Source organism: Aeromonas sp. S18(2024) (assembly GCF_041402525.1).
In the GTDB taxonomy this organism is placed as follows: Bacteria; Pseudomonadota; Gammaproteobacteria; order Enterobacterales; family Aeromonadaceae; genus Aeromonas; species Aeromonas enteropelogenes.
Window position 1 is genome coordinate 18483 of the sequence record NZ_JBGLQV010000015.1, and the last position, 24079, is coordinate 42561.

Annotated in this window: 23 protein-coding genes; 10 read left to right on the forward strand and 13 right to left on the reverse strand. The window is 59.0% G+C overall.

Going from position 1 to position 24079, the window contains the following annotated elements; all coding sequences use genetic code 11:
* Nucleotides 1-15: 15 nt before the first annotated feature.
* The 10 genes from atpH to mioC all read right to left on the reverse strand — a co-directional run bounded on the left by atpH (nucleotide 16) and on the right by mioC (nucleotide 7999).
* Complete coding sequence (gene atpH / locus ACB034_RS19245) at nucleotides 16-549, reverse strand: F0F1 ATP synthase subunit delta (RefSeq protein WP_026455859.1); 534 nt, start codon at nucleotides 547-549, stop codon at nucleotides 16-18.
* Between the two features lie 13 nt (nucleotides 550-562).
* Nucleotides 563-1033: a F0F1 ATP synthase subunit B gene (gene atpF, locus ACB034_RS19250; protein ID WP_026455860.1), complete on the reverse strand. Its 471-nt coding sequence runs from the start codon at nucleotides 1031-1033 to the stop codon at nucleotides 563-565.
* A 55-nt stretch (nucleotides 1034-1088) separates the two neighbouring features.
* Entirely contained in the window at nucleotides 1089-1331 is a 243-nt protein-coding gene (atpE, locus tag ACB034_RS19255; protein ID WP_005307205.1) for a F0F1 ATP synthase subunit C, read from the reverse strand.
* Nucleotides 1332-1389: 58 nt separating this feature from the next.
* Nucleotides 1390-2172, reverse strand: a complete 783-nt coding sequence (gene atpB, locus ACB034_RS19260; protein WP_042025369.1) for a F0F1 ATP synthase subunit A — start codon at nucleotides 2170-2172, stop codon at nucleotides 1390-1392.
* An 8-nt stretch (nucleotides 2173-2180) separates the two neighbouring features.
* Entirely contained in the window at nucleotides 2181-2591 is a 411-nt protein-coding gene (locus ACB034_RS19265) for an ATP synthase subunit I (RefSeq protein WP_042025370.1), read from the reverse strand.
* 190 nt (nucleotides 2592-2781) lie between these two features.
* Nucleotides 2782-3690, reverse strand: a complete 909-nt coding sequence (locus ACB034_RS19270) for a ParB/RepB/Spo0J family partition protein (RefSeq protein WP_042025372.1) — start codon at nucleotides 3688-3690, stop codon at nucleotides 2782-2784.
* A complete protein-coding gene (locus ACB034_RS19275) occupies nucleotides 3687-4490 on the reverse strand; it encodes a ParA family protein (RefSeq protein ID WP_026455863.1) in 804 nt (267 codons plus the stop codon). Before ACB034_RS19275 ends, ACB034_RS19270 begins: the two co-directional genes overlap by 4 nt.
* Nucleotides 4491-4516: 26 nt before the next feature.
* Nucleotides 4517-5143 carry a 16S rRNA (guanine(527)-N(7))-methyltransferase RsmG gene (rsmG, locus tag ACB034_RS19280; RefSeq protein WP_042073499.1) on the reverse strand — a complete coding sequence of 209 codons (627 nt, stop codon included), beginning with the start codon at nucleotides 5141-5143 and terminating at the stop codon, nucleotides 4517-4519.
* Nucleotides 5144-5151: 8 nt separating this feature from the next.
* On the reverse strand, nucleotides 5152-7041 hold the full coding sequence (gene mnmG / locus ACB034_RS19285) for a tRNA uridine-5-carboxymethylaminomethyl(34) synthesis enzyme MnmG (protein WP_124239393.1): 1890 nt from the start codon (nucleotides 7039-7041) through the stop codon (nucleotides 5152-5154).
* Between the two features lie 508 nt (nucleotides 7042-7549).
* Nucleotides 7550-7999, reverse strand: coding sequence for an FMN-binding protein MioC (gene mioC, locus ACB034_RS19290; protein ID WP_371173513.1), 450 nt, complete (start codon nucleotides 7997-7999; stop codon nucleotides 7550-7552).
* A gap of 383 nt (nucleotides 8000-8382) precedes the next feature.
* Between mioC and ACB034_RS19295 the strand changes: the two genes are divergently transcribed.
* The 5 genes from ACB034_RS19295 to fhuB all read left to right on the forward strand — a co-directional run bounded on the left by ACB034_RS19295 (nucleotide 8383) and on the right by fhuB (nucleotide 15930).
* Entirely contained in the window at nucleotides 8383-10485 is a 2103-nt protein-coding gene (locus ACB034_RS19295) for a TonB-dependent siderophore receptor (protein WP_371173514.1), read from the forward strand.
* An 83-nt stretch (nucleotides 10486-10568) separates the two neighbouring features.
* Nucleotides 10569-12215, forward strand: a complete 1647-nt coding sequence (locus ACB034_RS19300; protein ID WP_371173515.1) for a multidrug ABC transporter permease/ATP-binding protein — start codon at nucleotides 10569-10571, stop codon at nucleotides 12213-12215.
* 46 nt (nucleotides 12216-12261) lie between these two features.
* Nucleotides 12262-13026 (forward strand): ATP-binding cassette domain-containing protein, encoded by a 765-nt coding sequence (locus tag ACB034_RS19305; RefSeq protein WP_371173516.1) that lies wholly within the window; start codon nucleotides 12262-12264, stop codon nucleotides 13024-13026.
* 31 nt (nucleotides 13027-13057) lie between these two features.
* Entirely contained in the window at nucleotides 13058-13951 is an 894-nt protein-coding gene (locus ACB034_RS19310) for an ABC transporter substrate-binding protein (RefSeq protein WP_371173536.1), read from the forward strand.
* On the forward strand, nucleotides 13948-15930 hold the full coding sequence (gene fhuB / locus ACB034_RS19315) for a Fe(3+)-hydroxamate ABC transporter permease FhuB (protein ID WP_371173517.1): 1983 nt from the start codon (nucleotides 13948-13950) through the stop codon (nucleotides 15928-15930). Before ACB034_RS19310 ends, fhuB begins: the two co-directional genes overlap by 4 nt.
* Before the next feature lie 106 nt (nucleotides 15931-16036).
* On the opposite strand, the gene ACB034_RS19320 is transcribed toward fhuB, so the two are convergent.
* A complete protein-coding gene (locus ACB034_RS19320; protein WP_371173518.1) occupies nucleotides 16037-16969 on the reverse strand; it encodes a LysR family transcriptional regulator in 933 nt (310 codons plus the stop codon).
* Between the two features lie 115 nt (nucleotides 16970-17084).
* On the opposite strand from ACB034_RS19320, the gene ACB034_RS19325 reads away from it, so the two are divergent.
* Together ACB034_RS19325 and ACB034_RS19330 are read left to right on the forward strand one after the other, a co-directional pair.
* The gene (locus ACB034_RS19325) at nucleotides 17085-18191 is read left to right on the forward strand and encodes an NADH:flavin oxidoreductase (RefSeq protein ID WP_371173519.1); all 1107 of its coding nucleotides are present in this window, start codon (nucleotides 17085-17087) and stop codon (nucleotides 18189-18191) included.
* 10 nt (nucleotides 18192-18201) lie between these two features.
* On the forward strand, nucleotides 18202-18816 hold the full coding sequence (locus ACB034_RS19330) for a LysE family translocator (protein WP_371173520.1): 615 nt from the start codon (nucleotides 18202-18204) through the stop codon (nucleotides 18814-18816).
* A 493-nt stretch (nucleotides 18817-19309) separates the two neighbouring features.
* Here the strand turns inward: ACB034_RS19330 and ACB034_RS19335 are convergent, their stop codons facing one another.
* Both ACB034_RS19335 and ACB034_RS19340 read right to left on the reverse strand, forming a co-directional pair.
* Nucleotides 19310-20629: a type II toxin-antitoxin system HipA family toxin gene (locus ACB034_RS19335; RefSeq protein ID WP_151286440.1), complete on the reverse strand. Its 1320-nt coding sequence runs from the start codon at nucleotides 20627-20629 to the stop codon at nucleotides 19310-19312.
* A complete protein-coding gene (locus tag ACB034_RS19340; protein WP_042878568.1) occupies nucleotides 20629-20883 on the reverse strand; it encodes a helix-turn-helix domain-containing protein in 255 nt (84 codons plus the stop codon). Before ACB034_RS19340 ends, ACB034_RS19335 begins: the two co-directional genes overlap by 1 nt.
* A gap of 319 nt (nucleotides 20884-21202) precedes the next feature.
* Between ACB034_RS19340 and ACB034_RS19345 the strand changes: the two genes are divergently transcribed.
* Genes ACB034_RS19345 through ACB034_RS19355 form a run of 3 tightly spaced genes read left to right on the forward strand, consistent with a single transcriptional unit; the run spans nucleotide 21203 to nucleotide 23882 of the window.
* Entirely contained in the window at nucleotides 21203-21697 is a 495-nt protein-coding gene (locus ACB034_RS19345; RefSeq protein ID WP_151286439.1) for a permease, read from the forward strand.
* A 39-nt stretch (nucleotides 21698-21736) separates the two neighbouring features.
* Nucleotides 21737-22861, forward strand: coding sequence for an HlyD family secretion protein (locus tag ACB034_RS19350; RefSeq protein WP_151286438.1), 1125 nt, complete (start codon nucleotides 21737-21739; stop codon nucleotides 22859-22861).
* Nucleotides 22851-23882: a DUF2955 domain-containing protein gene (locus ACB034_RS19355; RefSeq protein WP_167565534.1), complete on the forward strand. Its 1032-nt coding sequence runs from the start codon at nucleotides 22851-22853 to the stop codon at nucleotides 23880-23882. The genes ACB034_RS19350 and ACB034_RS19355 overlap by 11 nt, the downstream gene beginning before the upstream one ends.
* Nucleotides 23883-24079 lie beyond the last annotated feature (197 nt).

A 24079-nucleotide genomic window follows, 5' to 3' on the forward strand; every position in this document is an offset into this window, starting at 1 on the left:
GCTCTAATACCCCAATCAAGATTGCAGCGCGTCAGCCATGCGATCCAGCTTACCGCGGACAGTACCGTCGATAACCAGATCACCGGCCTTGATGAGCACTCCGGCCATCAAGGACGCATCAATGCTGCAATTCAGCTTCACTTTGCGCGCGAGACGTTGTTCCAGAGAAGCCTGAATATTGGCTTTCTGCTGGTCGGTCAGTTCGATCGCCGAAATCACGTCAGCCTGAACTTCTTTATCCAGTTCAGCCTTGAGCACCACAAATTCGGCAACGACCGCCGGCAGCACACCCAAGCGACCATTCTCAGCCATCACCCGGATCAGGTTCTGGCCATGCTCGTCGAGTTGCTCACCGCAGATGCTGACAAACAGTTTTGCCAGTTCTTCGGCAGCCACAGAGCCGTTTACCAGGGAGTGGATGGTCTCGTTCTTCACGACTTCCGCCGCGAAGCTGAGCATCCCCAGCCACTGATCAACCGCCTTGTGCTCAACGGCAAACTCGAAAGCAGCCTTGGCGTAGGGGCGAGCGATTGTAGTCAGTTCAGACATAGCCCCGTTCCCGTTACAGTTCTGCTACCAGTTTGTCGACGATGTCGCTGTTGGCAGCCTGGTCGATTTGGCGCGCCAGGATCTTCTCTGCACCAGCGATGGCAAGAGTTGCAACCTGCTTGCGCAGTTCTTCTTTGGCACGATGACGTTCAGCTTCAATCTCGGCACGGCCTTGAGCCAGGATTTTTTCCCGCTCGGCCTGGGCCCCGACAGTTGCCTCATCAATGATCTGGGCCTTGCGTTTGTTGGCCTGTTCAATGATTTCAGCAGCCTGGAGCTTGGCTTCTTTCAGCTGATCGACGGCGTTGGCCTTGGCCAAATCCAGATCTTTCTTGGCTCGTTCGGCAGAAGAGAGACCGTCAGCAATGGCTTTCTGACGAGCTTCGATGGCAGCCATCAGCGGCGGCCATACGTACTTCATGCAAAACACTACGAAGAAGAAAAAAGCAATTGCTTGGCCGAGGAGGGTGGCGTTGATATTCACAGCCGATGTCCTCTTTAGTTAGTTAATGGGTTATGCCTGGAGATGTCGTATCGACTTAGCCAGCAACCGCAAACATCACGTACAGACCCAGACCAACGGCGATCATCGGAATCGCATCCACCAGACCCATTACGATGAAGAACTGGGTACGCAGAACAGGGATCAGATCAGGTTGACGAGCAGCACCTTCCAGGAACTTACCACCCAGAATACCGATACCGATGGATGCACCGATAGCAGCCAGACCCATCATCATTGCAGCAGCGATGTACAGCAGGTCCATGTTCAAGTTTTCCATGAGGATCTCCATTTATTAAGATGTAATTGATTGTATAAAAAGGATTATTTGAGTTGCATCAACCATGATCTTCCTGCGCCATCGACAGATAGACGATGGTCAGAACCATGAAGATAAACGCCTGCAAAGTGATGATCAGGATGTGGAAGATTGCCCAAGGCACGGACAGAATCCACTGTGACCACCAGGGTAACAAACCCGCAATCAGGATAAAGATCAGTTCGCCAGCATACATGTTGCCGAACAGTCGAAGACCCAGAGAAACAGGTTTGGAAATCAGCGTAACAGTTTCCAAGATGAGGTTAACCGGGATGGCCGCCGGGTGGTTGAAAGGCTGAAGCGTCAGCTCTTTCACAAACCCGCCGATTCCCTTGACCTTGATGCTGTAATACAGAATCAAGAAGAACACGCCCAAAGCCATGGACATGGTGATGTTAACGTCAGCAGAGGGAACCACACGCAGATAGGGAATACCCATCAATTGTGCAGCGTGGGGGATAAAGTCAACGGGGATCAGATCCATCAGGTTCATCAGGAAGATCCACACAAACACCGTCAGGGCCAAAGGTGCGATGACCTTGTTTCGACCATGAAAGATGTCCTTGACGTTACCACTCACAAACTCGACCAGCATCTCCACAAAGCACTGCAGCTTACCCGGTACCCCGCTGGTAGCCTTGACGGCGACACGGCGGAACAACCAGATAAACAGGGCGCCCAACAGAACAGAAAATACCATTGAGTCGATATTGACTGTCCAGAACCCAGACCCGACTTGCAGGTGGGTCAAGTGGTGGGAGATATATCCCTGAGGAGTCAGGACTTCTCCGGTTGCAGACATGAGTTTTCCTAATAGTGGTTGTTAAGTGTGAATGAGACCATCCACTGTACAACGAGGGCGAGGATATAAGTGGTGAAGAACGAAGCGGCATGCACTTCAACACCTGCACCAAACAGCAGGCCAAAGAGTCCTGTTGTAGTTATGAGCTTAATCCCTGCCCCACCATAAAAGTCCCGCAAGACCAGGCCTACACTCTCGGCATCCACCTTGCGGCGCAATACCCAGACCGTAAACAGGGCTTGAGGAACCCAGTACATCCCCCCTCCATAGAGGGAGGAGTAACCAGCGCTGGCGCCAGTCAGGTAATACCAGACGGCACTCATCGCCAGGATCAGGACCAGCTGACAAACGAGCATAACCAAGGCCAGTGTCAAACCTTCCAAGGCTATTTTCTGCTTCACCAACGTACCCCTGAACATTACAGAACTGTAAAAAATCGGGATCCGAAGACCCCATGTTAACAGCTCTTAAAGCCGGTCAAATTATACCCTTGAGGGCAGCTATTGCAATATGACAAAAATCCTTATTTTTTGCGGCTTTCAGCGCTAAATTCAGGTTATGTACATATCAAAAGGAATGGATGTTTTATTACTACAAAAAGCGTAAAAATCACGATTCCGACACGCCAAAATAGCCCAATATACGGTCCAAATCGGACAAGTTCTCGTAACTAATTACTAACTTTCCGCTATCCCGCTTGCCAGGCTGAAGTTGTACCTGATTACCAATTTTTTCGGCCAGCTGGCGTTCCAGGTAGCCAAACTGGGGATCGCGTGCCGTTTCCACCCTGGCTTTTTCCGGCTCCAGCGCCTTTTGCACCAGTTTTTCGGTATCCCGCACGGTCAACCCTTTCTGGGCAACCAGCTTGGCCAGCTCGGACTGGGCCTGGCCGCTCAGGGCCAGCAGGGCACGGGCATGGCCCATGTCGAGATCGCCGTGTTCGACGAAGCGCTTCACGTCATCGTTGAGCTGGTTGAGGCGCAGCAGGTTGGTGACCGTGGTGCGAGACTTGCCCACCGCCTCGGCCACCTGTTGGTGGGTGAGTTCGAACTCAGTCAGCAGCCGCTGCAGGGCGACCGCCTCTTCGATGGCATTGAGATCTTCGCGCTGGATGTTCTCGATGAGAGCGATGGCCACTGCCGACTCGTCGGGCACATCCTTGACGATACAGGGAACTACTTCGAGACGGGCCAGTTGGGATGCACGCCAGCGTCGTTCACCGGCGATGATTTCGAAAGACTTTTCGGCGACAGGGCGCACCACGATGGGCTGGATCACCCCCTGGGCGCGGATGGAATTGGCCAACTCTTCCAGTGCATCCTGCGACATATCCTTACGCGGCTGGTACTTGCCGGAGTGCAACCACTCCACCGGCAGCTTGCGCAGCTCCCCCTGGTTGGCGGGGGCCATGGCCTGCTCGGTGCGCTGATCGCTCATCACCTGTTTCTGGCGGGCAGCCGTGCTGGTACTGAGCAGGGCATCCAGCCCCTTGCCCAGACCACGTTTTTTCAGAGTCATATGCTCTCTCGGTCTGCGATGGTCGCCTGACGCTCCTGTTCCTGGCGGCGCAGTATCTCGCCGGCCAGCGCCAGGTAGGCCTTGGCGCCCACCGATGATTTGTCATAGTGCATGGCCGGGGCACCGAAGCTCGGCGCCTCTGCCAGTCTTACGTTGCGGGGGATGATGGTGCGGTAGACCCGGTCACCGAAATGCTGTTTTAGCTGATCGGACACATCATTGGCCAGCCGGTTGCGGTGATCGAACATAGTGCGCAGCACCCCTTCGATCTTGAGATCCGGATTGACCACGGCCGCCAGCTTGCTGATGGTATCGACCAGGGCGGTGAGCCCTTCCAGCGCGTAATATTCGCACTGCATGGGCACCAGCACCGAGTCGGCAGCCGCCATGGCGTTCACCGTCAGCATGTTGAGAGAGGGTGGACAGTCGATGAAGACGTAGTCGTACTTGTCCCGTACCGAGGCCAGCGCGTTGCGCAGGCGGATCTCGCGGGCGAAGAACTCCATCAGACGGATTTCGGCCGCCGTGACGTCGGCGTTGGCGGCGATCAGGTGATAGCCCCCGGTGGTTTCGGGGATGATCACCTCGCCGATGGGGGCATCTTCGATCAGCAGCTCATAGGCGGTGCGTTCGACATCGTACTTGTCGACGCCACTGCCCATGGTGGCATTGCCCTGCGGATCCAGATCGATCACCAGCACCTTGCGCCGGGTGGCAGCCATGGAGGCGGCCAGGTTCACACAAGTGGTGGTTTTACCCACCCCACCCTTCTGGTTGGCTATGGCGATGACTTTTCCCACACGATCCCCTAATTGATACTGCGACCCTATTCGGGCTGGATATGTTTGAATTCCAGCAGGTGACGTTCCCCTTCCAGTTCCGGCACCCGCAACTCATGACAGGCTACCAGACGGATATTGGCAGGCAACTGGGCCAGCTCCTGTTCGGGATATTGTCCCTTGAGGGCCAGGAAGCTGCCCTGTGCTGACGGCAGATGGTGACACCAGCTCAGCATGTCTTCCAGCGAGGCGAAGGCCCGGCTGAGCACGCCGTCAAATCCCTGTTCGGGTTGATACTCTTCCACCCGGGATTTGACTGGCGTGACGTTGGTCAACCCCAGCTCCAGAATGACCTGGCGGATGAAGTTGATCCGCTTGCCCAGACTGTCGAGCAGCACGAACTGCTTGTCCGGATTGATGATCGCCAGCGGCAGGCCAGGCAAGCCGGGGCCCGTGCCCACGTCGATGAAGCGTTCCCCGTGCAAGTGGGGACTCACCACCAGGCTGTCGAGAATATGCTTGACCAGCATGGCATCCGGATCACGCACCGAGGTGAGATTGTAAGCCTTGTTCCACTTGTGCAGCAACTCGACCAGCTGCACCAATTGGCTCTTTTGGGTATCGGTGATAACAATTCCGGCCTGCATGAGCAGGCCGTTCAATCTTTCCAACATGGGATTCCTCAGGCGGTTTTACGCAGCAGGCCGTGTTTTTTCAGGTGAACCAGCAGGATGGAGATGGCAGCCGGGGTGATCCCCGAGATGCGGGAGGCCTGACCAATGGTCTGCGGCTTGGCATCGTTCAGCTTGGTTTTCACCTCGTTGGAGAGGCCGTTCACATCGCGGTAGTCGAGATCCAGCGGCAGCAGGGTGTTCTCGTTGCGCAGCTGCTTCTCCACCTCGTCGTGCTGGCGCTCGATGTAACCAGCGTACTTGATCTGGATCTCCACCTGCTCGGCGGCGGCCGGATCGGCGATGGCCGGACCGACCCCGTCGATGGCCATCAGGGCATCGTAGGTTACCTCGGGACGACGCAGCAGCTCTTCCAGGCTCTGCTCGCGAGTCAGCGGGGTGTTGACCAGGGCGTTGACCGCTTCCAGAGACGGATGTTGCGGGTGGATCCAGGTCGAGCGCATGCGCTGACGCTCCAGCTCCACCTGTTCCATCTTGGCGTTGAACTTGCTCCAGCGCTCGTCGTCGACCAGACCCAGTTCACGACCGATGGTGGTCAGACGGATATCAGCGTTGTCTTCCCGCAGCAGCAGGCGATATTCGGCGCGGCTGGTGAACATGCGATAGGGTTCGCGGGTGCCCAGGGTGGAGAGATCGTCCATCATCACGCCCATGTAGGCCTGATCCCGGCGCGGATGCCAGGGATCCTTGTCCTGGGCACGCAGGGCGGCGTTCAGACCGGCCATCAGGCCCTGGGCTGCAGCCTCTTCGTAACCGGTAGTCCCGTTGATCTGGCCGGCGAAGAACAGGTTGGGGATGCATTTGCTCTCCATGTTAGCCTTGAGATCCCGCGGATCGAAGAAATCGTACTCGATGGCATAGCCGGGGCGAGTGATGTGGGCGTTCTCGAAGCCCCGGATCGAACGGACGATCTGCACCTGCACGTCGAATGGCAGGCTGGTGGAGATCCCGTTCGGATAGAGTTCATGGGTAGTCAGGCCTTCCGGCTCGACGAAAATCTGGTGCGCGGTCTTGTCAGCGAACCGGGTGATCTTGTCCTCGATGGAGGGACAGTAACGGGGGCCTATCCCTTCGATCACTCCGGCGTACATGGGGCTGCGATCCAGATTGTTGCGGATCACGTCGTGGGTACGCTCGTTGGTGTGGGTGACGTAGCAGGGGACCTGGCGCGGATGCTGGCTGGCATCTCCGATGAAGGAGAACACAGGACGCGGATCGTCACCGTGCTGCGCCTGCATCACGGAAAAATCGACGCTGCGGGCATCGATGCGAGGCGGCGTGCCGGTCTTGAGGCGATCGATGCGCAGCGGCATTTCACGCAGGCGCTGGGCCAATGCGATCGAGGGAGGATCCCCTGCGCGACCCCCCTTGTAGTTTTCCATCCCGATGTGGATCAAACCGTTCAGGAAGGTGCCGACGGTCAGTACCACCGTCTTGCCACTGATGCGGATCCCGCTCTGGGTCACCACACCGGCGACGCGATCCCCGTCCATGATCAGATCGTCACAGGCCTGCTGGAAGATCTTCAGGTTGGGGTAGTTCTCCAGCATCTGGCGCACGACCGCCTTGTAGAGCAGACGATCCGCCTGGGCGCGCGTGGCGCGTACCGCCGGGCCCTTGGAAGAATTGAGGGTGCGGAACTGGATCCCGCCAAGATCGATGGCACGCGCCATGATCCCGCCGAGTGCGTCAACTTCCTTGACCAGGTGTCCCTTGCCGATCCCGCCGATCGCCGGATTGCAGGACATGTGCCCCAGCGTATCGATATTGTGGGTGAGCAGCAGGGTATTCATGCCCATGCGGGCCGCCGCTGTTGCTGCTTCTGTTCCGGCATGACCGCCACCGACGACGATCACATCAAATTGTTCATGGTATTGCATTGGGATCACCTTGATCTGCACGCCTGAAGATCTTTCTCTGCATGGGCTAAAAGGGCGGATCATTCTATCTGTTTAGCGTCCTGAGGGGAACGTCTACTTAACGTTCAGTATGAAGGGAGGATCTGCTTATTAGATCTTAAGGATCTTTAGATCGATCTTTTACTGGATCTTTTATTAGGATCCGCCACTTCTGTTGATAAGCACTTTTTGATCATAAAGATCATTCAGTTAAGAACGATCTATGACTGTGGAAAAGCTTGGATCCTACCCCTTTTAACCCGGGGACAACCCTTGTGTTTATACACAACGCCAGGTGGGGCCGGATCTAATTCATAGGATAACTATAGGTTTTACAGAGGTTAAACCTGTAGTTATTCACAAAAATGACGGTTGCTGTGGGTAACCTTGTAGAACAACTTATCCGGATCCGGCTGTTAATAACCTGGTGGATAGCCGATCTGGGGATAAGTCGGGAGATCGCATTTTTTTGCGGATCTCCCGCTCCTGATCAGGCGATCATCGCCATCCACTCCCGGATCCACACTTCCGCCGCATCTTCCGGGATCTCGTGCTGGGTCACATCGATGTCGAGCCGCTCGCCGATCCGACTGGCACCACACTCGCTCAGCAGATGATCCAGCGTCTTGCCGCCTTGGCAGAAGGTGTCATAACTGCTGTCACCCAGAGCGATCACGCCATACCTGAGGTTATCGAGATCCGGACGCTGCTCGGCAAGATCCCTGGCGAAAAGCTGCAGGTTGTCAGGCACATCACCGGCGCCATGGGTTGAGGTGACCACCAGCAGGATCTCCTCTGGTTCGCCCAGCACCTCGGCCAGTCGGGCCGGGTTGTGGATCCTGGTCTGATGGCCCGCCTGTTCCAGCAGGCTGGCAACGTGGTCTGCGACATATTCGGCGGCGCCCAGCATGGAGCCGACGACGATATTGAGTTTGGCCATGGAATGGATCCTGATTTCAGACAAGAAAGGAAGAGACGGATTCTACCGCCAAAGGGTGTGGATAAATATGGATAAAGCTTGGGGATAATGGATCCACTCAGAACGGCGGTCTGGATCCGGGGACCCAGGGCCATTTTCTGCTTCCTTATATGCCTCTCTTTACGGGGCGCTCCTGATGACTCCTTCTGGCGGCGAGATCGGCTGGCAAGGCTCCCATAAGAGGATAATACGGATGGTAATGATTGCTAATAACTATATCGATTGAGCTGTTTCCTGTAGTAGGATTGCGCTGCTTTATTCACCCACGGAACAGGGTGATGTCGCTAAAAACGACCAAAAATAACAATTAAAACAACATAACTCATTGATATACGAGACTTAATATGATTGCGCAAAAAAACACTACAGGACTCTGCAGAAGCAGAAAGAGAGGGTTGGGTATGCTCTCGCTGTCCGGCCTGCTGGCCTCTCTGCCTGTGATGGCCGAACAGACTCCCGCCGAGCTGGCCAAGGCCAGTGAAACCATGGTGGTCACAGGGACCGCCATGAAGGTGGAAGTGCCCATGGCCGAGACGCCTCGCGCCGTCTCAGTGGTTAACCGTGAAGAGCTGGACCAGCACGCCGTGCTGAAGCTGGACGAGGCGCTGCGCTATCGCTCCGGCGTGCTCTCCCAGTCTTATGGTGCCGATACCGATGCCGACTGGTTCAAGGTGCGCGGCTTCGATGCAGCCTCTTATCTAGATGGCAACCGTCTGTTCAGCACCGGCTACTATGTCTGGACGCCGGAGCCGTTCGGTCTGGAGAGTGTGGAAGTGCTGAAAGGCCCGGCCTCGATCCTCTACGGCGAGGCGCCTCCCGGCGGGGTGATCAATGCCATCAGCAAGCGACCGACCGCTACTCCCCAGGGGCAGGTGGATCTTCAGCTGGGCAACCGGGATCACCGACAAATCGGGGTGGATGTCTCCGATGCGCTGACCGACAACAGCCGCTACCGCATGGTCGCCCTCTATAGCGAACGGGACGGCGTGCTGAATGGCAGTTACAACGATCGCGTTTATCTGGCGCCGAGCGTCACCCTGGATATCTCGGATCGCACCAGCCTGACCCTGCTGGCCAGCTTCAAGCACGACGAAGGAGTGCCCACCAACGGCTTCTTCCCGGTCTACGGTACCCTCAATACCTCGGGTGGCCAGATCGATCCCGCCACCAACCTTAGTCAGCCGGATTACGATCGCAACCGCAACACCCAGATATCCGCCGGCTACGAGCTGGCCCACCAGCTCAACCAGACCTGGGAGTTCAAGCAGAACGTCCGCTTCAACTACAACGATCTGCTGCTGCGCCAGACCTATATCTTCCCGACCTATGAAGGCACCACTGCCTACCGTGGCCTGGTTTACCGCGATGGCGATACCAAGAGCGCCACTATGGACAACCAGATGGTGGGCTACTGGAACACGGATCGTACCGAGCAGACCCTGCTGCTGGGGGTGGATCTGCAGCGCCATGTCAACGAAGGGATCGAGGCCGACAACTACGGCATGGGATCCATCAACACCTTCCACCCTGATTACAGCGGCTTCCCCGGGTTTGACGAGTCTACCGCCACCCACCAGAAGAGCACCAAGGGCCAGAGCGGCTTCTATGCCCAGCACCAGATCCGCTGGGATGATCGCTGGTTGCTGACCGCCGGTGGCCGTTTCGACTATGTGGAGACCCACAACACCAACGCGACCAAGAACGAGAAGCAGTATGACCACGAGCTCTCCCTCTCCGGCAGCCTGATGTACCTGGCCGATAACGGCCTCTCTCCCTACGTGGCCTATGCCGAGTCGTTCGAGGTGTTGCCGGGGATCGATCCCAATACCAGAAGCTCCTACAAGCCGCTCGAGGGCAAGCTCTACGAAACCGGCATCAAGTATGCGCCAGCCTTCCTCGACGGTTACATCAACCTGGCCCTGTTCGATCTGGCGCAGACCAACTCGCTCGTCTCTACAGGATCCGGCCAGCAGACCCAGGCGGGTGAAGTCACCTCCCGTGGCGTCGAGCTGGAGGGAAGCGTGCAGGCCACCGATGCGCTGCGCCTGACCGCCGCCTACACCTATACCGATGCCAAGACCAACGACACCGGCAACGGCGATCGTCGTGCCAGCCTGATCCCGCGCCATATGGCCTCCTTCTGGGGCAACTACAAGGTGCAACAGGGCGTGGCATCGGGTCTCGAGCTGGGTACCGGCGTGCGTTACGTCGGTTCCAGCGTCGGTATCGGTGCCGTGGATGCCGGTTACAACCCCATCTATGGCTCTGCCGAGGTGCCGGCCCATACCGTGTGGGATGCGATGATCGGGTATGACTTTGCCAAGAACTGGCGAGCCCAGATCAACGTCAACAACCTGCTGGGTGAAACCTATGTGGCCAGCTGTGACTACTACTGCTACTACGGCGAACCGCGCAGCGTAGTGGGCAGCATCAACTACCGCTGGTAATGAAGGCAGGGCGGGGGCCGAGGCTCCCGCCCTGTTTTTCCCGGCATCTTGTTTTGAGCATTCCCCTGAAATAGCGGTCCTTTATGGAACTCTTGTCTCTGGTTTACCGCCAATACCGTTGGCCCTTTCTCGCCATTGTTCTGCTCAGCTTGCTCAGTGCCGTCAGCGGAATTGGCGTGATAGCCTTTATCAATCAATCTCTTATCGAATCAGTTGGTGAGCCGCTACCGGTACTCGGCCAGCTGATTGGGCTTATTCTGTTGCTGCTGGTGATCACCCTCGGCTCCCAGCTGGCCCTGACCACCCTTGGTCATCATTTTGTCTACCGGCTGCGCGGCCGTCTGCTCAAGCAGCTGCTGGATACCGATGTCGGCCGCATCCGCCAGATAGGGCAGGGGCCATTACTCGCCTCTCTCTCCAGCGACATCGGCCAGATCACCATCGCCTTCGTGCGCCTGCCGGAGCTGGTGCAGGGGCTGGTGCTCACTCTGGGATCGGCCATTTACCTGGGCTGGCTGTCGCCGGCCCTGCTCGGCGTCACCACCCTCTGGGTCACCGTCACCATGGTGGTGGGTTGGCTGCTGGTCAACCGGGTCTATCGCCACCTCTCCCGCATGCGTCAGGCCGAGGATCGGCTCTATCAGAACTACCAGGCGATCATCGCCGGCAGCAAGGAGCTGGCGCTCAACCGTGAACGGGCCCACTTCGTCTACCACCAGCTTTATCTGCAGAATGCGCAGGACTACCGCCAGCAGATCATCCGCGCCGACACCTATCACCTGAGCGCGGTGAACTGGTCGAATATCATGATGCTGGGAGCCATCGGCCTGGTCTTCTTCCTGGCCAACGGCCTGGGCTGGGCCAACACCAATGTGGCCGCCACCTTTGCCCTGACTCTGTTGTTCCTGCGCACGCCGTTGCTGCAGGGGATTGGTGCGCTGCCGACCCTGCTTGCCGCCCAGGTGGCATTCGACAAGATTGCCGCTCTGGCGCTGGCCGAGCCGGAACCCGATTTCCCGCTGCCGCCTGCCCCCCGCGCCTGGCAGCGCATCGAACTGGAGCAGGTGAGCTTTCACTATCAGGGGGAGGGCGGCTTTGCCGTGGGCCCCATCAATCTCGTGATCGATCGGGGAGAGCAGATCTTCATCATCGGCGGCAACGGTTCCGGCAAATCGACCCTGGCCATGTTGCTGACCGGCCTCTATCAGCCGGTATCTGGCCGGATCCTGCTGGATGGCGAGCCGATCACCGATCGCAACGCCTATCTGGCGCTCTTCTCCGCCATCTTCACCGACTATCACCTGTTCCAGCACCTGCTGGGGCCGGAACCCAAGGATGAGCTGGTGGCCGAGTGGCTGGAACGGTTGCAGATGGGCAGCAAGCTTGCCATCGAGGAGGACTTCATCACCGATATCGACCTCTCCCAGGGTCAACGCAAGCGGGTTGCCCTGTTGCTGGTACTGGCGGAGCAGCGCGAGGTGATGCTGTTTGACGAGTGGGCAGCGGATCAGGATCCCCAGTTCCGCCGCATCTTCTATCAGGTGCTGTTGCCACGACTGAAGGAGATGGGCAAGACGGTGATCGCCATCAGTCACGACGATCACTACTTCTCCCTGGCGGATCGCCTGCTGGAGATGCGTCAGGGCCGGCTCAGCGAACTGACCGGTGAGCGGCGCGAGCAGGTGAGCCGGGATGCGGTTGCCCATCTGGATTGCGAGGTGCCGGCCTGATGCCGGCAGCGATGAGACTGGCCTTTGGCCAGCACAGGTAAAGCTTATGTTTGAGATGAAATCAGCCAGCTTTGCGGTCAATGACCGCACGCTGCTGCACCCCACCGATCTGCGCTTCAAGCAGGGGCAGGTCTATGGCCTCATCGGTCACAATGGTTCAGGCAAATCCACTCTGCTCAAGCTGCTGGCCCGCCAGCAGCCGCTCAGTGGTGGCGAGATCCGGTTCGATGACAAGCCGTTGCAGGCATGGGGCAATCGGGATTTTGCCCGCCAGGTGGCCTATCTGCCCCAGCATCTGCCGAGCGCCGAGAACCTGCTCGGCCGGGAGCTGGTGGATATGGGGCGCTATCCCTGGCGCGGCCTGCTGGGCCGCATGGGAGAGGAAGATCGTCGCCAGGTGGACAGGGCCATCGCTCTCACCCATACCGAACGCTTTGCCGACAGACTGGTGGACACCCTCTCCGGTGGCGAACGGGGGCGGGTCTGGCTGGCCATGCTGCTGGCCCAGGAAAGTCGCTTCATCCTGCTGGACGAGCCGCTGGCAGCGCTGGATGTCGCTCACCAGGTGGAGGTGCTGACCCTGGTCAAACAGCTCAGTCGTCAGCTCAATATCGGGGTCATTATCGTCATTCACGACATCAACATGGCCTCCCGTTTCTGTGATCGGCTGGTGGCACTGCACTCCGGCCGCCTGCTGACCCACGGCGAGCCCGGGCAGATCATGACTCGCGAGACCCTGCACGCCATCTATGGCATCCCGATGGAGGTCATTCGCCACCCGGCCCATGACCACGCCATTGCCATCGTCTAATAGGGGGTCTCTCTTGAATCGTTTGTTGAAGATGGCTCCCTGCCTCGTCAGCCTGCTGCTGCCGTTTGCGACGCTGGCCGAACCGCAAGCCGTTGCCACAGAGGTCGGCAGCGGGACGCCCCGTATCGCTACCGTCGACTGGACCATAGCCGAAACCCTGCTGGCGCTGGGGGTGACACCGCTGGCAGTGGGGGATGTCAGTTCCTACCATGCCTGGGTCGGCGAACCCAGGCTGCCAGCTGAAGTGGTCGACATAGGCCTGCGGGCCGAACCCAACCGCGAACTGCTGGCCGAGTTGAAACCCGATCGCATCCTGATATCTCCACTGGCGGAGCCTTTGACCGCCACCTTGTCCCGCATCGCCCCCGTGCAGTCCGTCGCCCTTTATGAACCCGGCAGCGATCTGTGGCAGCGGCTGCACGAGGCGACCCTGACCGTGGCCGGACTGGTAAACAAAACCGCCGAGGCGAGGGAGCAGCTGACCTCGCTGGATTCGGATCTGGCGCAGATGAAAGCCACTCTGCCCGTTGATATTTCCCCTTTGCTGGTGGTGCAGTTCATCGACGAGCGCCATGTGCGGGTATTTGGTCGCGACAGCCTGTTCGAAGCTGTGATGCAACAGCTCGGGCTGCGCAATGCCTGGACCGGGCAGACTAATGCCTGGGGCTTCTCGGTGGCCAGCATAGAGCAGTTTTTAGCCTTCCCCGAGGCTCGGCTGGTGGTGGTCGACCCCATTCCCGTCGGGGTGAACGAGCGACTGCAGGAGCCTGGATTGTGGCAGCACCTGCCACTGGTCAAGCAGGCGCCCGTGCTGCATCTGCCCGCCGTCTGGAGTTTTGGTGGCGTCATCGCTGCCCGCCGTTTCGCCACCCTGCTCAGCGAGGCATTACTGCAGGATGCCAAGGCCGGAGGAGAGCCAAGATGACACGTCTCGTCCCGTTGCCGCTGCGGCGGCCCTCCCTGATCCTGCTGGGATTGACCCTCTCGCTGGCCTGCTGGGAGTTGTCACGCCAGTTGCCTGCGTCACTCTGGTGGCAGAGCCTCTTCTCGCCCGAACTGGAGGATGCCCGCCAGGCGGTAGTGTACTTCAGCTGGCTGCCCCGTCTCGCCATCTGCCTGCTGGCCGGCTCCGCCCTTGGGTTGGCCGGTACCCTGATGCAGCAGGTGCTGCGCAATCCGCTTGCCTCGCCGACCACCCTGGGGGTCGCCTCCGGCGCCCAGCTGGCACTGATGATGGTGACCCTGTTCGCTCCCTCCTGGTTGCTGCTGGGGCGGGAGTGGATAGCCATGGCTGGTGGCAGCCTCGCCATGGCACTGGTGTTCGCCCTGGCCTGGCGCCGTCAGCTCAATCCCGTGGTCATCGTGTTTGCCGGTCTGGTGATCAACCTCTATCTGGCGGCCATCAGCATGGGGCTGCTGCTGTTCTTCCAGGAGGAGCTGAAAGGGTTGCTGGTGTGGGGCAGCGGCTCCCTGGTCCAGAACAGCTGGAGCGGGGCCACCTATCTGCTGCCGCGGCTGCTGGTGGCCGGTGTGCTGGCCGCTGTGCTGGTGCGCCCGCTGGCGGTGCTGGAGCTGGATGATGCCAGTGCCCGCAGCCTGGGGGTCTCCCTTCAGCATCTGCGTTTCGCCGGACTGGGGCTGGCGGTGTTCGTCACCGCCTGCGTGGTGAGCGTGGTGGGGCTGATCGGCTTCATCGGGTTGGCGGCGCCCGCCCTGGTGCGCTTGCTGGGGGTAAGAAAACTGGCCCTGCGGCTGGTGTGGGCGCCTGTCCTGGGGGCCTTGCTGCTGACGGCCACCGATCTGCTGCTGCAGACCCTGAGCCGCTTCTGGCCCGTGCTGATCCCGACCGGCGCCATGACGGCGCTGCTGGGCGCACCACTGCTGCTCTGGCTGATCCCGCGCCTTGGCATCAAGTCTGGCACGCCGAAGGCAAATGCCACCCTGCTGGTGGCCCGTCACCCGGCTCCGGCTCGTCTCATCGGCCTGCTGCTGCTCGGGTTGCTGGCAGCCGTCCTGATCTCCCTGCTGTTCGGGCAGGGGATGCATGGCTGGAGCTGGCCAAGCTGGCTCAGATGGCAGGCCCAGCTGGAATGGCGACTGCCGCGTACCCTGGCGGCCGCTGCGGCCGGCGTGCTGTTGGCGCTGGCGGGCACCCTGCTGCAACGGGTCAGCAACAACCCCATGGCGAGCCCGGAGCTGCTGGGGGTGAGTGGTGGCACCTTTATGGGAGTGATAGGGACGGCGCTGCTGCTGCCCGCCTTGCCGCTGGCCATGATGCTGCTGGGAGGGCTGGTCGGCGCCTTCGGTTGCCTGTTGCTGCTGGTGGCAATCAACCGCAGACACGGCTTTCAGCCGGAGCGGATCCTGCTCTCCGGCATCGCCATCACGGCGCTGTTCGAGCCGCTGCAGGCCATCGCGCTCGCCAACGGCGACCTGCGGGTACAGCAACTGCTCTCCTGGATGTCCGGCTCTACCTATTACGTCACCCTGCCGGTGGCATCCGCGCTGGTGGGCTTGGCGCTCCTGATGCTGGCGGCCTGCCTGCTGATCAGCCGCTGGCTCGATCTGATGCCGATGGGGGCGGCGGTAGCCACCGCGCTCGGCATTCGCCTGAGCTTGGCCCAGCTTGTCATCCTGCTGCTGGTGGCCGTGCTCACCGCCAGTGCCACTCTTGTGGTGGGGCCACTCTCCTTCGTCGGTTTGCTGGCACCGCACATGGCCAAGCTGATGGGGCTAGTGCGGGCGCGCTGGCACCTGCTCGGCGCTGCCGGATCCGGCGCTCTCCTGATGGTATCGGCCGACTGGATCGGCCAGCAGATCCTGTTTCCGCAGGATGTGCCGGTGGGACTGGTCTCCACCCTGTTAGGAGGTGCTTACTTCATGTGGTGCCTGCGCAGGATCTAGCCTGTTGTTTGAAAAATGAGTACAAATCGAACGTTGAGCGAGGGATGAAAGTCACGGGGCAGAGTGATCGGCAAAGCGGAGAGGGAGGCATCATGCCTCCCTCTTCTTATTGGTTATCGTCCGGATGTCCGGATTGTGTTTTCCCTAGCGCATCTATGACGTAGTCGAGGAAGTGGCCGACCAGGGCCGACTCGGCCCGGCGCTGGGTGTAGAGGGCGTAAAAGTTGGCCCCCTTGGGACGGTAGTCGGGCAGCACCTCGCGCACCACCCCCTCGGCCAGCTCGGCCGCCACCAGGTAGCGCGGCAGGCGGGCGATCCCCAGCCCCTGGCGCATCGCCTTGTGGATCGCCTTCTTGCTGCTGAAGGCCAGCTCGCCCGCCACTTCCAGCGGGATCTCGCGCCCCTGGGCAAGCAGGGTCCAGCGCTCGTGGCGGCTGTACTCCTGACAGCGGGTGATGAGGGGGTGCTGCTGCAGATCCTGCGGCTCGCTCAAGGGCTGGTGGCGGTCCAGATAGTCGGCGCTGGCGCAGAGCACCAGATCGTCCACCGCGATGGGGCGCGCCAGATAGGGCTGGCTGCCGAGCTCGGTGCTGCGAAACGCCACGTGCAGGTTGTCGCGCAGCAGGTCGACCGGGGTATTGCTGAAGTCGGCGATGATCCGCACCTCGGGGTGGTCGGCGCGAAAGCGCAGCAGCACCGGGGTCAGCACCACCTCGCCCCACAGATCCGGCGCCGTGATACGCAGCTCCCCGCACAGGGCCGAGCGGCGGCGCTGCAGGCCGTCCAGCAACTGTTCGTGCAGGGCGATCATCTGGTCAGCCTGGCGGTAGGCGAGCTCCCCCGCGTCGGTCAGCTGCACCCGGCGGGTGGTGCGGCTCAGGAGCGTGTTGCCGAGGCTCTGCTCCAGGTGGCGCAGATCCTTTGACGCCTTGCTCGGGGTGATGCCGAGGTGGGCCGCCGCTGCGGCGAAGGATCCGCAGCGGACGATGGCGACCAGCAGGCGCATCAGGTAGAGGGTGTCGAGCTTGTGGTGACTCATGTGTGACGGCCTATTGTGTCTTGCTGGGAATGAATGCCTTGCTTGTATGCCTGATTATATCCTGAGTGCCCGGGTTTATAGTGGCGACATTCCATTGCGATCCCGGGAGAGGGTGATGAACAAGGCACTTGGCGACAGCTTCCACTTCGAACGGGCCGGATTGCGGCTCAAGAACCGGGCCGTGCTGGCCCCTTTGACCCACAACATGAGCGGCGCCGACGGCGATCCCGCTCAGGCCGAGCTCGACTGGCTGGCGCGCTGCGCCCGTGGCGGCTTCGGCCTGCTCATCGCCGCCGCCACTCAGGTGCTGCCTGGTGGGCGCTGCTGGGCGGGGCAGCCGGCCCTGATGACCGACACCCAGCAGCAGGCCTTCACGGCCCTGGCCGACAGTGCGCGGCAGGTCGGGGCGCTGGCGGTGGTGCAGCTGCATCACGGCGGGATGCGGGCCCTGCCCGAACTGAACGACGGGGCGCAGGTCGGACCGTGCGCGCTGGCACCGGGCGGGCGCTACCCGCTCGGGGTCAAGGGGCTGACGGAGGAGGGAATTCTTACGCTCATTGAAGCCTTCGTGCGCGCCGCCGAGCGGGCCCATGGCGCCGGCCTGCACGGGGTCGAGCTGCACGCCGCCCACAACTTCCTGCTCTGCAACTTCCTCAACCCCCTGCACAACCGGCGTACCGACCGCTGGGGTGGCAGCATCGCCAACCGGGCGCGGATCCTGGTGGAGATAGTGCGCGGCATCCGCGCCCGCCTGCCCCGGAGCTTTCTGATCGGGGTGCGCCTCTCCCCCGAGAGCTATGCCCATATTCAGGGCATCGAACTGCCCCATCAGCTGGCGGTGGCGCGCCTGCTGGCGGACGAAGGGATCGACTACCTGCACTTCTCCATGGGGGACAGCTTCAAGACGGTGGCGGGGGACCCTGACGGCGGTGCCCTGCTGGAGGCGGTGCGGGGCGGGTTGGCCGGGCGGGTGCCGCTCATGGTGGCGGGCAAGATTAGCGACGCAGATTCGGCCAAGCTGGCTCTGGCCGGCGGCGCCGACCTGGTGGCGGTGGGCACGGCAGCTATCGGCAATCCGGACTGGATGGAACGGGTGAGCCGCGGCCTGCCGCTGCAGTGCGCCCCCTTCACGGCGGCGCACCTCGCCGAGATCGGCTTCACCCCGAGCGCCCTCGACTACCTGGCCGGCATGGGGGTGCTGGCCCCGCGTGATGCGGCGTGAGGGGGCCATCATGAGCGAGTGGACCCTGCTACTGATGTTTATCCCGACCTTCTTTCTCATCTCGGTCTCCCCGGGTCTTTGCATGATGCTGGCCATGAGCTTTGGCGCCAGTCTGGGGCTGCGCCGCACCTTGTGGGTCATCGCTGGCGAGCTGGTCGGGGTGGGGCTGATCGCCCTCACCGCCTTGCTCGGCTACACCCGGGTGCTGGCCGAGCAGCCGGCCCTGATGCAGGGGTTTAAATACCTCGGCGCCCTCTATCTGCTCTGGATGGGGGTGGCGAGCTGGCGCGGCGGCGGGCAGGCGGGGACGACCCGCCAGGAGGACAGCGGCCGCCCTGGACTGGTGCTGCGCGGCTTTACCGTCGCCATCTCCAACCCCAAGTCTTGGCTCTTCATGATGACCCTGCTGCCACCCTTCATCAGCCCGGCCCTCTCGACCGAGTTGCAGACCCTGCTGTTTGTCGCCTTGGTCATCCTGATCGAGTGCGTCAACCTGCTGCTCTATGCCTATGGTGGGCAGCGGGCGAATCGGCTGTTACAGGGGCAGGGGCGCGGGGATCTGCTGGGGCGAGTCTCCTCCCTGCTGATGATGGGGGTCGCTTTCTACTGGCTAGTCGGTGGTTGATATCAATCGAGGGGAGCCCTGTCTGCCATGGTGTTCAAACCATGGCGGACAGGGTTATCAGGAGGCGTCAGGAGCCGCGAGAAAATGGGGATGCCATCAAACGGTATCTGTTTCTTGCTGGCTCCCAGCGTTGTAGTTCGGCCTTACTTGCCGATGCAGAATGTAAATAATCTATTATCTTCAATGTGTTAGTGACTTTTCGGGGGCCACTTGGGGTAAAAGTAACTAAAACAGCATATTGAGAGGCCGCTCACGGGTTTCTGCCATCGTGCAGCGTTCCCACATAGTCCATTCTCGATCGTGCAGCCTTCCCATATGAATCAACGCGATGCCACCACACGCAGTCAAAGCCGCTTTTTAGGTGAGTTTTGAACATATTTTGAACCGACTATAGCATCGTCCGGTGCCTAGAAAGCCGCTTTTACTCTTCGAACCGTGCAAACTTCACATAGGTGGTTTGGCTAACCGTGCAATCATCCCACATACCGCCAATTTAATCCCAGCCCTTTATCAGCCTGGCTGAGCGGGCTTTTAGGCCCTCTAGAATGGTGCTGCTGATGGCATCGGGGAAGCCCGCTGGCAATTGCTGGGTAACACGCTCAATAACATCATCAACGGAGTTGGCCAGTTCTGTCAGGATCTCTTCCATAGCAGAACGCTCAAATCCCACAGCTTTCGCCGTTTGGAAGAAATGACGCGGGAATACCTGCTCAATGGCGTATTTCTTTCCCTTGCTGCTTGCTAGGCCCATAGCGAGCTTGGCGTCCCTTCGGTTGAGGCCTCGGCCGCCAAACACTGGATAGACAGATAGGATGTCGTAAAAAGGGGTCAGGCGAAAACGCCCTTCCGGTCCAATAAAGACCGAGAAGTTCTTTGCATGGCCATCGGTGGCCGCCAGCAGCCAGAACAGGACCTGAGATTTCATGAACAGGTAGCGATCCTGTTCTGGTGTCACAGAGCCCAGCAAGGTTTTCATGATGTCAGTGATCCCTGGTCCTCCATGGCTCTCGTATTTCCGTGCTGACGGAACATTCAATACCTGACAGAAATCTTCTTGGGGAAGGCGCATGATCCAACTGCGATCGGCAGCGTAACGTCTGTCGAAGCGTTCCACAGCCAGTGCTTTGACCTGGCCAACCTGCATCATGAAGCAGTTAGGTACGGGTAGACCAAACTCCTTGGCAATCAGAGTGCAGAGATATTCGTTTTCTACGCTCTGGGAGAGGTCTATCGAGTAGGAGTGGCTTTCAATCTTGCCGATAGGGAGTTTGATTATGTGGGTTGTCGGCGTTGCATTGAGTGGCAAGTACCAACGGCCATCGAGATAGAGCAGTGCAGTCTTTTCTTGCGCCCCGGCGATAGAGATCCGGAACTCCTCTTGCTCCCTGACCATCCCCAAAGGGATTCCTGATTTGTAGCTGGTCAGGATCTGCTCGAGCTCGTCATCGGAAAGTGCCTTGTAGTCGATTCGCCTGACATCTGGAACATCGTGCCCTTCGGTAACCAGCTGTAATGCCCCTACGCTATCCTGGCCAATGCAACTGAGCAGATCGAAGGGCTGGGTTGATACCGCTTGATAGCGTGCTACAACCCTATTCCTCACCTCTGTATTATCTGGCAGCAGGTTGTCAAAGAAGTTATAGGCTTCATCGCCCCGGTAGGCCTGATGGCGCAATGGCATGGAGAGTGAGATGGGACGGCTGCCCGGTTGTGCTAGCCATGACTCATGGTACTGAAACTGATGGGCGCCGCTGGTAGTTTTGGTGAATGTGCCTACCCGATAGCCGTTCATGTAGACAGCCAGATTGGCCATTACCACTCCTCCTTCCAGCCCGATGCCGGACTCTCGGATGACTCATTGCGGGGTTTGATGTCCAGTGACAATTCGAGTGCCGCGAGGATCTTGAACAGGGTCTCCAGCTTGGTGGACTCAGGATTGAGCTCGAAGCTGGAGACTGTGTCTTGCCTAATCCCTACTTTCTCGGCCACTTTGCCTTGAGAGAGCTTTTGAGAAAGCCTGGCATCCTTGATACAGGCGCTCAGCTGCTTGGCGCTGGTTACTTTCATGATTCGACAACCTGGTAGCGTGCCTTCTTCCAATTTACACGCTATGGCAGGTACATCAAGTTTTACCTGCTGTGGCGGGTAAAGGTTGTTTACACGCTATAGGCAGTATTTAAGATTTATCCTATATAGCGGGTAAGCAGGAGGTTAGCAGGGGAGAAACTTGAGCCATCCGAGTTAATGTAGGCTGTGTACTGACATAACAGGATCCGAAAGAAACGAGTATTATCAACAGTCAGTTCGAGCGGCTGTGAGATGATAGTTCTAGCCGGTTCTTCGCATTTGTAGCCATTTTTATATTCAGTGATGAGGAAGTTAATTAATGTCAAAACCAGATATCCGGCTTCAGGACTCTCTTGTCGCAGGCTTGATTAACGGTGTGATCAACGGCTTGATTGCACACTGGCATTTCAAGGGGGTCGATTTTGTACCCTTGTCGGTCAATGCCATTGCCCACGAGCAGACATCGGTGTGGGGGGAGGCGGTATCCCTGACCTTCGGTCTGGGGATCATACTGTCGCTGATCACCGCCAAGCTGTTCGTCAACCATCTGCACAAGGCTCGTCCTGCGCTGCAAAGCAGCTTCAATCCCTCGTTTTTGCGCACCATGCTGCCTATAGCGATTACCCAGTGTGCTGCCCTGTTCGGCTGGTTTGTGGCGCTGGCGGTGATCTGGACCAAATACATGGGTGAAATGGCCGTCTCCAGCTTCTGGGCCGCCATTCTGGTCGGTGGATTTGCTTTTGTTATCACCCTGTTTATTGAATATCGCACCAAACAGAATCTGATCTTTAAGAAAGTTAGCCTTCTGGATTGATTCTGCCTCCCCATTTATTTCAGAAAAGGAATAACCCTCATGAGTGATCCGAAGAGCGCGGCAACCGAGAAAACGGCCGCTACCGTGCCTGCTGCACAGGACAAGACCAAGCAGGCCCGTTCGCTGACTTATGGTATTTTCCTGGCGGTTTTTATTCTCTGGATTTACAGCCTGTGGGCCGATCGGGTGACCCCCATGACCGATATGGGAAGAGTCAATGGCGAGGTGATCCGTCTTGCGCCGCAGGTATCCGGCCCGGTGGCCAGCATCCATGCCGCCAATAACGATGAGGTGTCGAAAGGGCAGTTGCTGGTCACCATCGAGAAAGCGCCGTTTGAGCTGGAGGAGAAGGCGGCCGAGCTCGCTTTGCAACAGGCTGCCCAGTCATACCATGCCGATTCTGCCTCCATCAAGGTTGCGAAAGCCAATGAGGCTTCCGCCCGCGCTGCTGCTAACAACGCCAGATTGCAGGTGGAGCGATATCGGGCCCTGCTGAAAAAGGGCACCATCAGCCGTGCAGCCATGGATGACAGCCTGACCCAGCTGCAAACCGCCGAGGCCAATCTGGCGCAAACCGTCTCTGCGCTGGAAAAGGCCCGTTTTGAGATTGGCCCGCGCGGTGAAGAGAACCCCGAGATTCAGGCCGTGCTCAACAAGCGAGCCCAGGCCCGCCTCAATCTCGAACACACCGAGCTGAAGGCACCCGCCAATGGTGTCATTACCAATCTGGCGCTGGCCAAAGGCAACTATGCCAGCGCAGGCCAGCCGCTGCTGACGTTTATCAATACCGATAAGCTCTGGCTGACCGCCATGGTGCGGGAGAACTCGCTGGCCTATTTGAAGCGGGATGATGCCGTCAAGCTGGTGTTTGATGCTTATCCGGGCCAGGTTTTCACCGGCAAGATCACTTCCATCGGTTTTGGCAGCAGTGGCAATGGCAGCCTGCAGGTCAATACCGGCACTGGGTTGCTGGATTCCCCTACCTCCCAGCCAAGCGCCCAGCGCTTCCCGGTCAATATCCAGTTTGATGACCTTCCGCCCGGCGTGAACCCGCGCTTCGGCGGTCGTGCTGTCGTCGCCTTCTACCCGGGAGAGTCCTATCTGGGTGAGCGGTTGGCAGATATCTGGATATGGGCATGGAGCTACATAAGCTATGTTTCATAGTCCAGCCAATGCCTTGCTGCGGGTAGCGCTGTTTCCGGTGCTGCTGCTGTTTTGGCAATTTGTCTTTGGTACGGATTTACCGCTGCTGGCCCCGGCCATGTGCGCGGTATTTCTCACCACCACCCATAACCCGCCACCGCTCATCATGGTGTTTCTGATGGCCGGGGTCTTGTATCTGACCTCCTGGATACAGGCATGGCTGGCAACCTTGTTGCTGGATTACCCCCATGTCTATTACCTCGCGCTGCTGGGCGTCTTCTACTGGTGCATGGATCGCACCCGAAAAAACGCGCAGGACCTGATAGCAATCCTGCTCATCGTGGCGACGGCCATGATTGCGGTGTTCGTCAAACAGAAGGGGATTTCGGTCGACCAGATACCGCTGGCGTTGCTTAAGAACATCTTCGTGGCAGGGTTTACCGCGTATCTGGCCTATTTCATCTTCCCGGGTGGTGAGCCGTTAACGGATGCCTCTGCAGCAGCCAGCAGTGCAGGCAAGACGCCTCATCAGGATTGGCACACTCTGTTCAAGGCGGTGCTGGTGCTGGCTACTCTCTGTGTCGGCATCACCCTGGATCTGGAGCAGAGCACCATCATTGCCATCGTGGTCGCGCTGATCATCAAGGATCCCAATCCGGCGCTGGGGCACAACTACGGTATCCGGCGGTTGCTGACCACCTATGCCAGCGTGCTCTATGCCGTGCCGCCCCTGATCATGTGCGTGTTTCAAACCAACCTGATTGGGCAACTGGGGGTCACTCTGGTGTGCGCCCTGTTTATGGGGATCCACGCCGTCGAGAGAAAGGCCAGTTACAACTCGATTCAGCTGCTCTATTCAAGCTATGTCGTGCTGGTGTTCTACTCGATTACCTCGACCAGCATCGATGCGCTGAGCGATGGCATGATCCGCTTCGGCTCGGTGATGCTGGCGGTGATCCTCGGGGTAATGGCACTGATTATCATGCAGCCCAGATCGCCTGCCGAGGTGGCAGTGCAGCGAGCCGACCACCACCCTGGCTGAGAACCTGCCTCTACTGCTTCAGCCGTAGTCATAAAAAAAGAGCCCTTGAGAAATCAGGGGCTCTTTTTATTGGCAAGCGAGGGTTAATCGATCAATCGATGTGATAGATCTGATTGTATGACTGTAAATGGCTATAAAAATCATAGGAATGATGTAATTTTTCTTATTTTTTTAAGAAACACTACCCAGGCAATGAT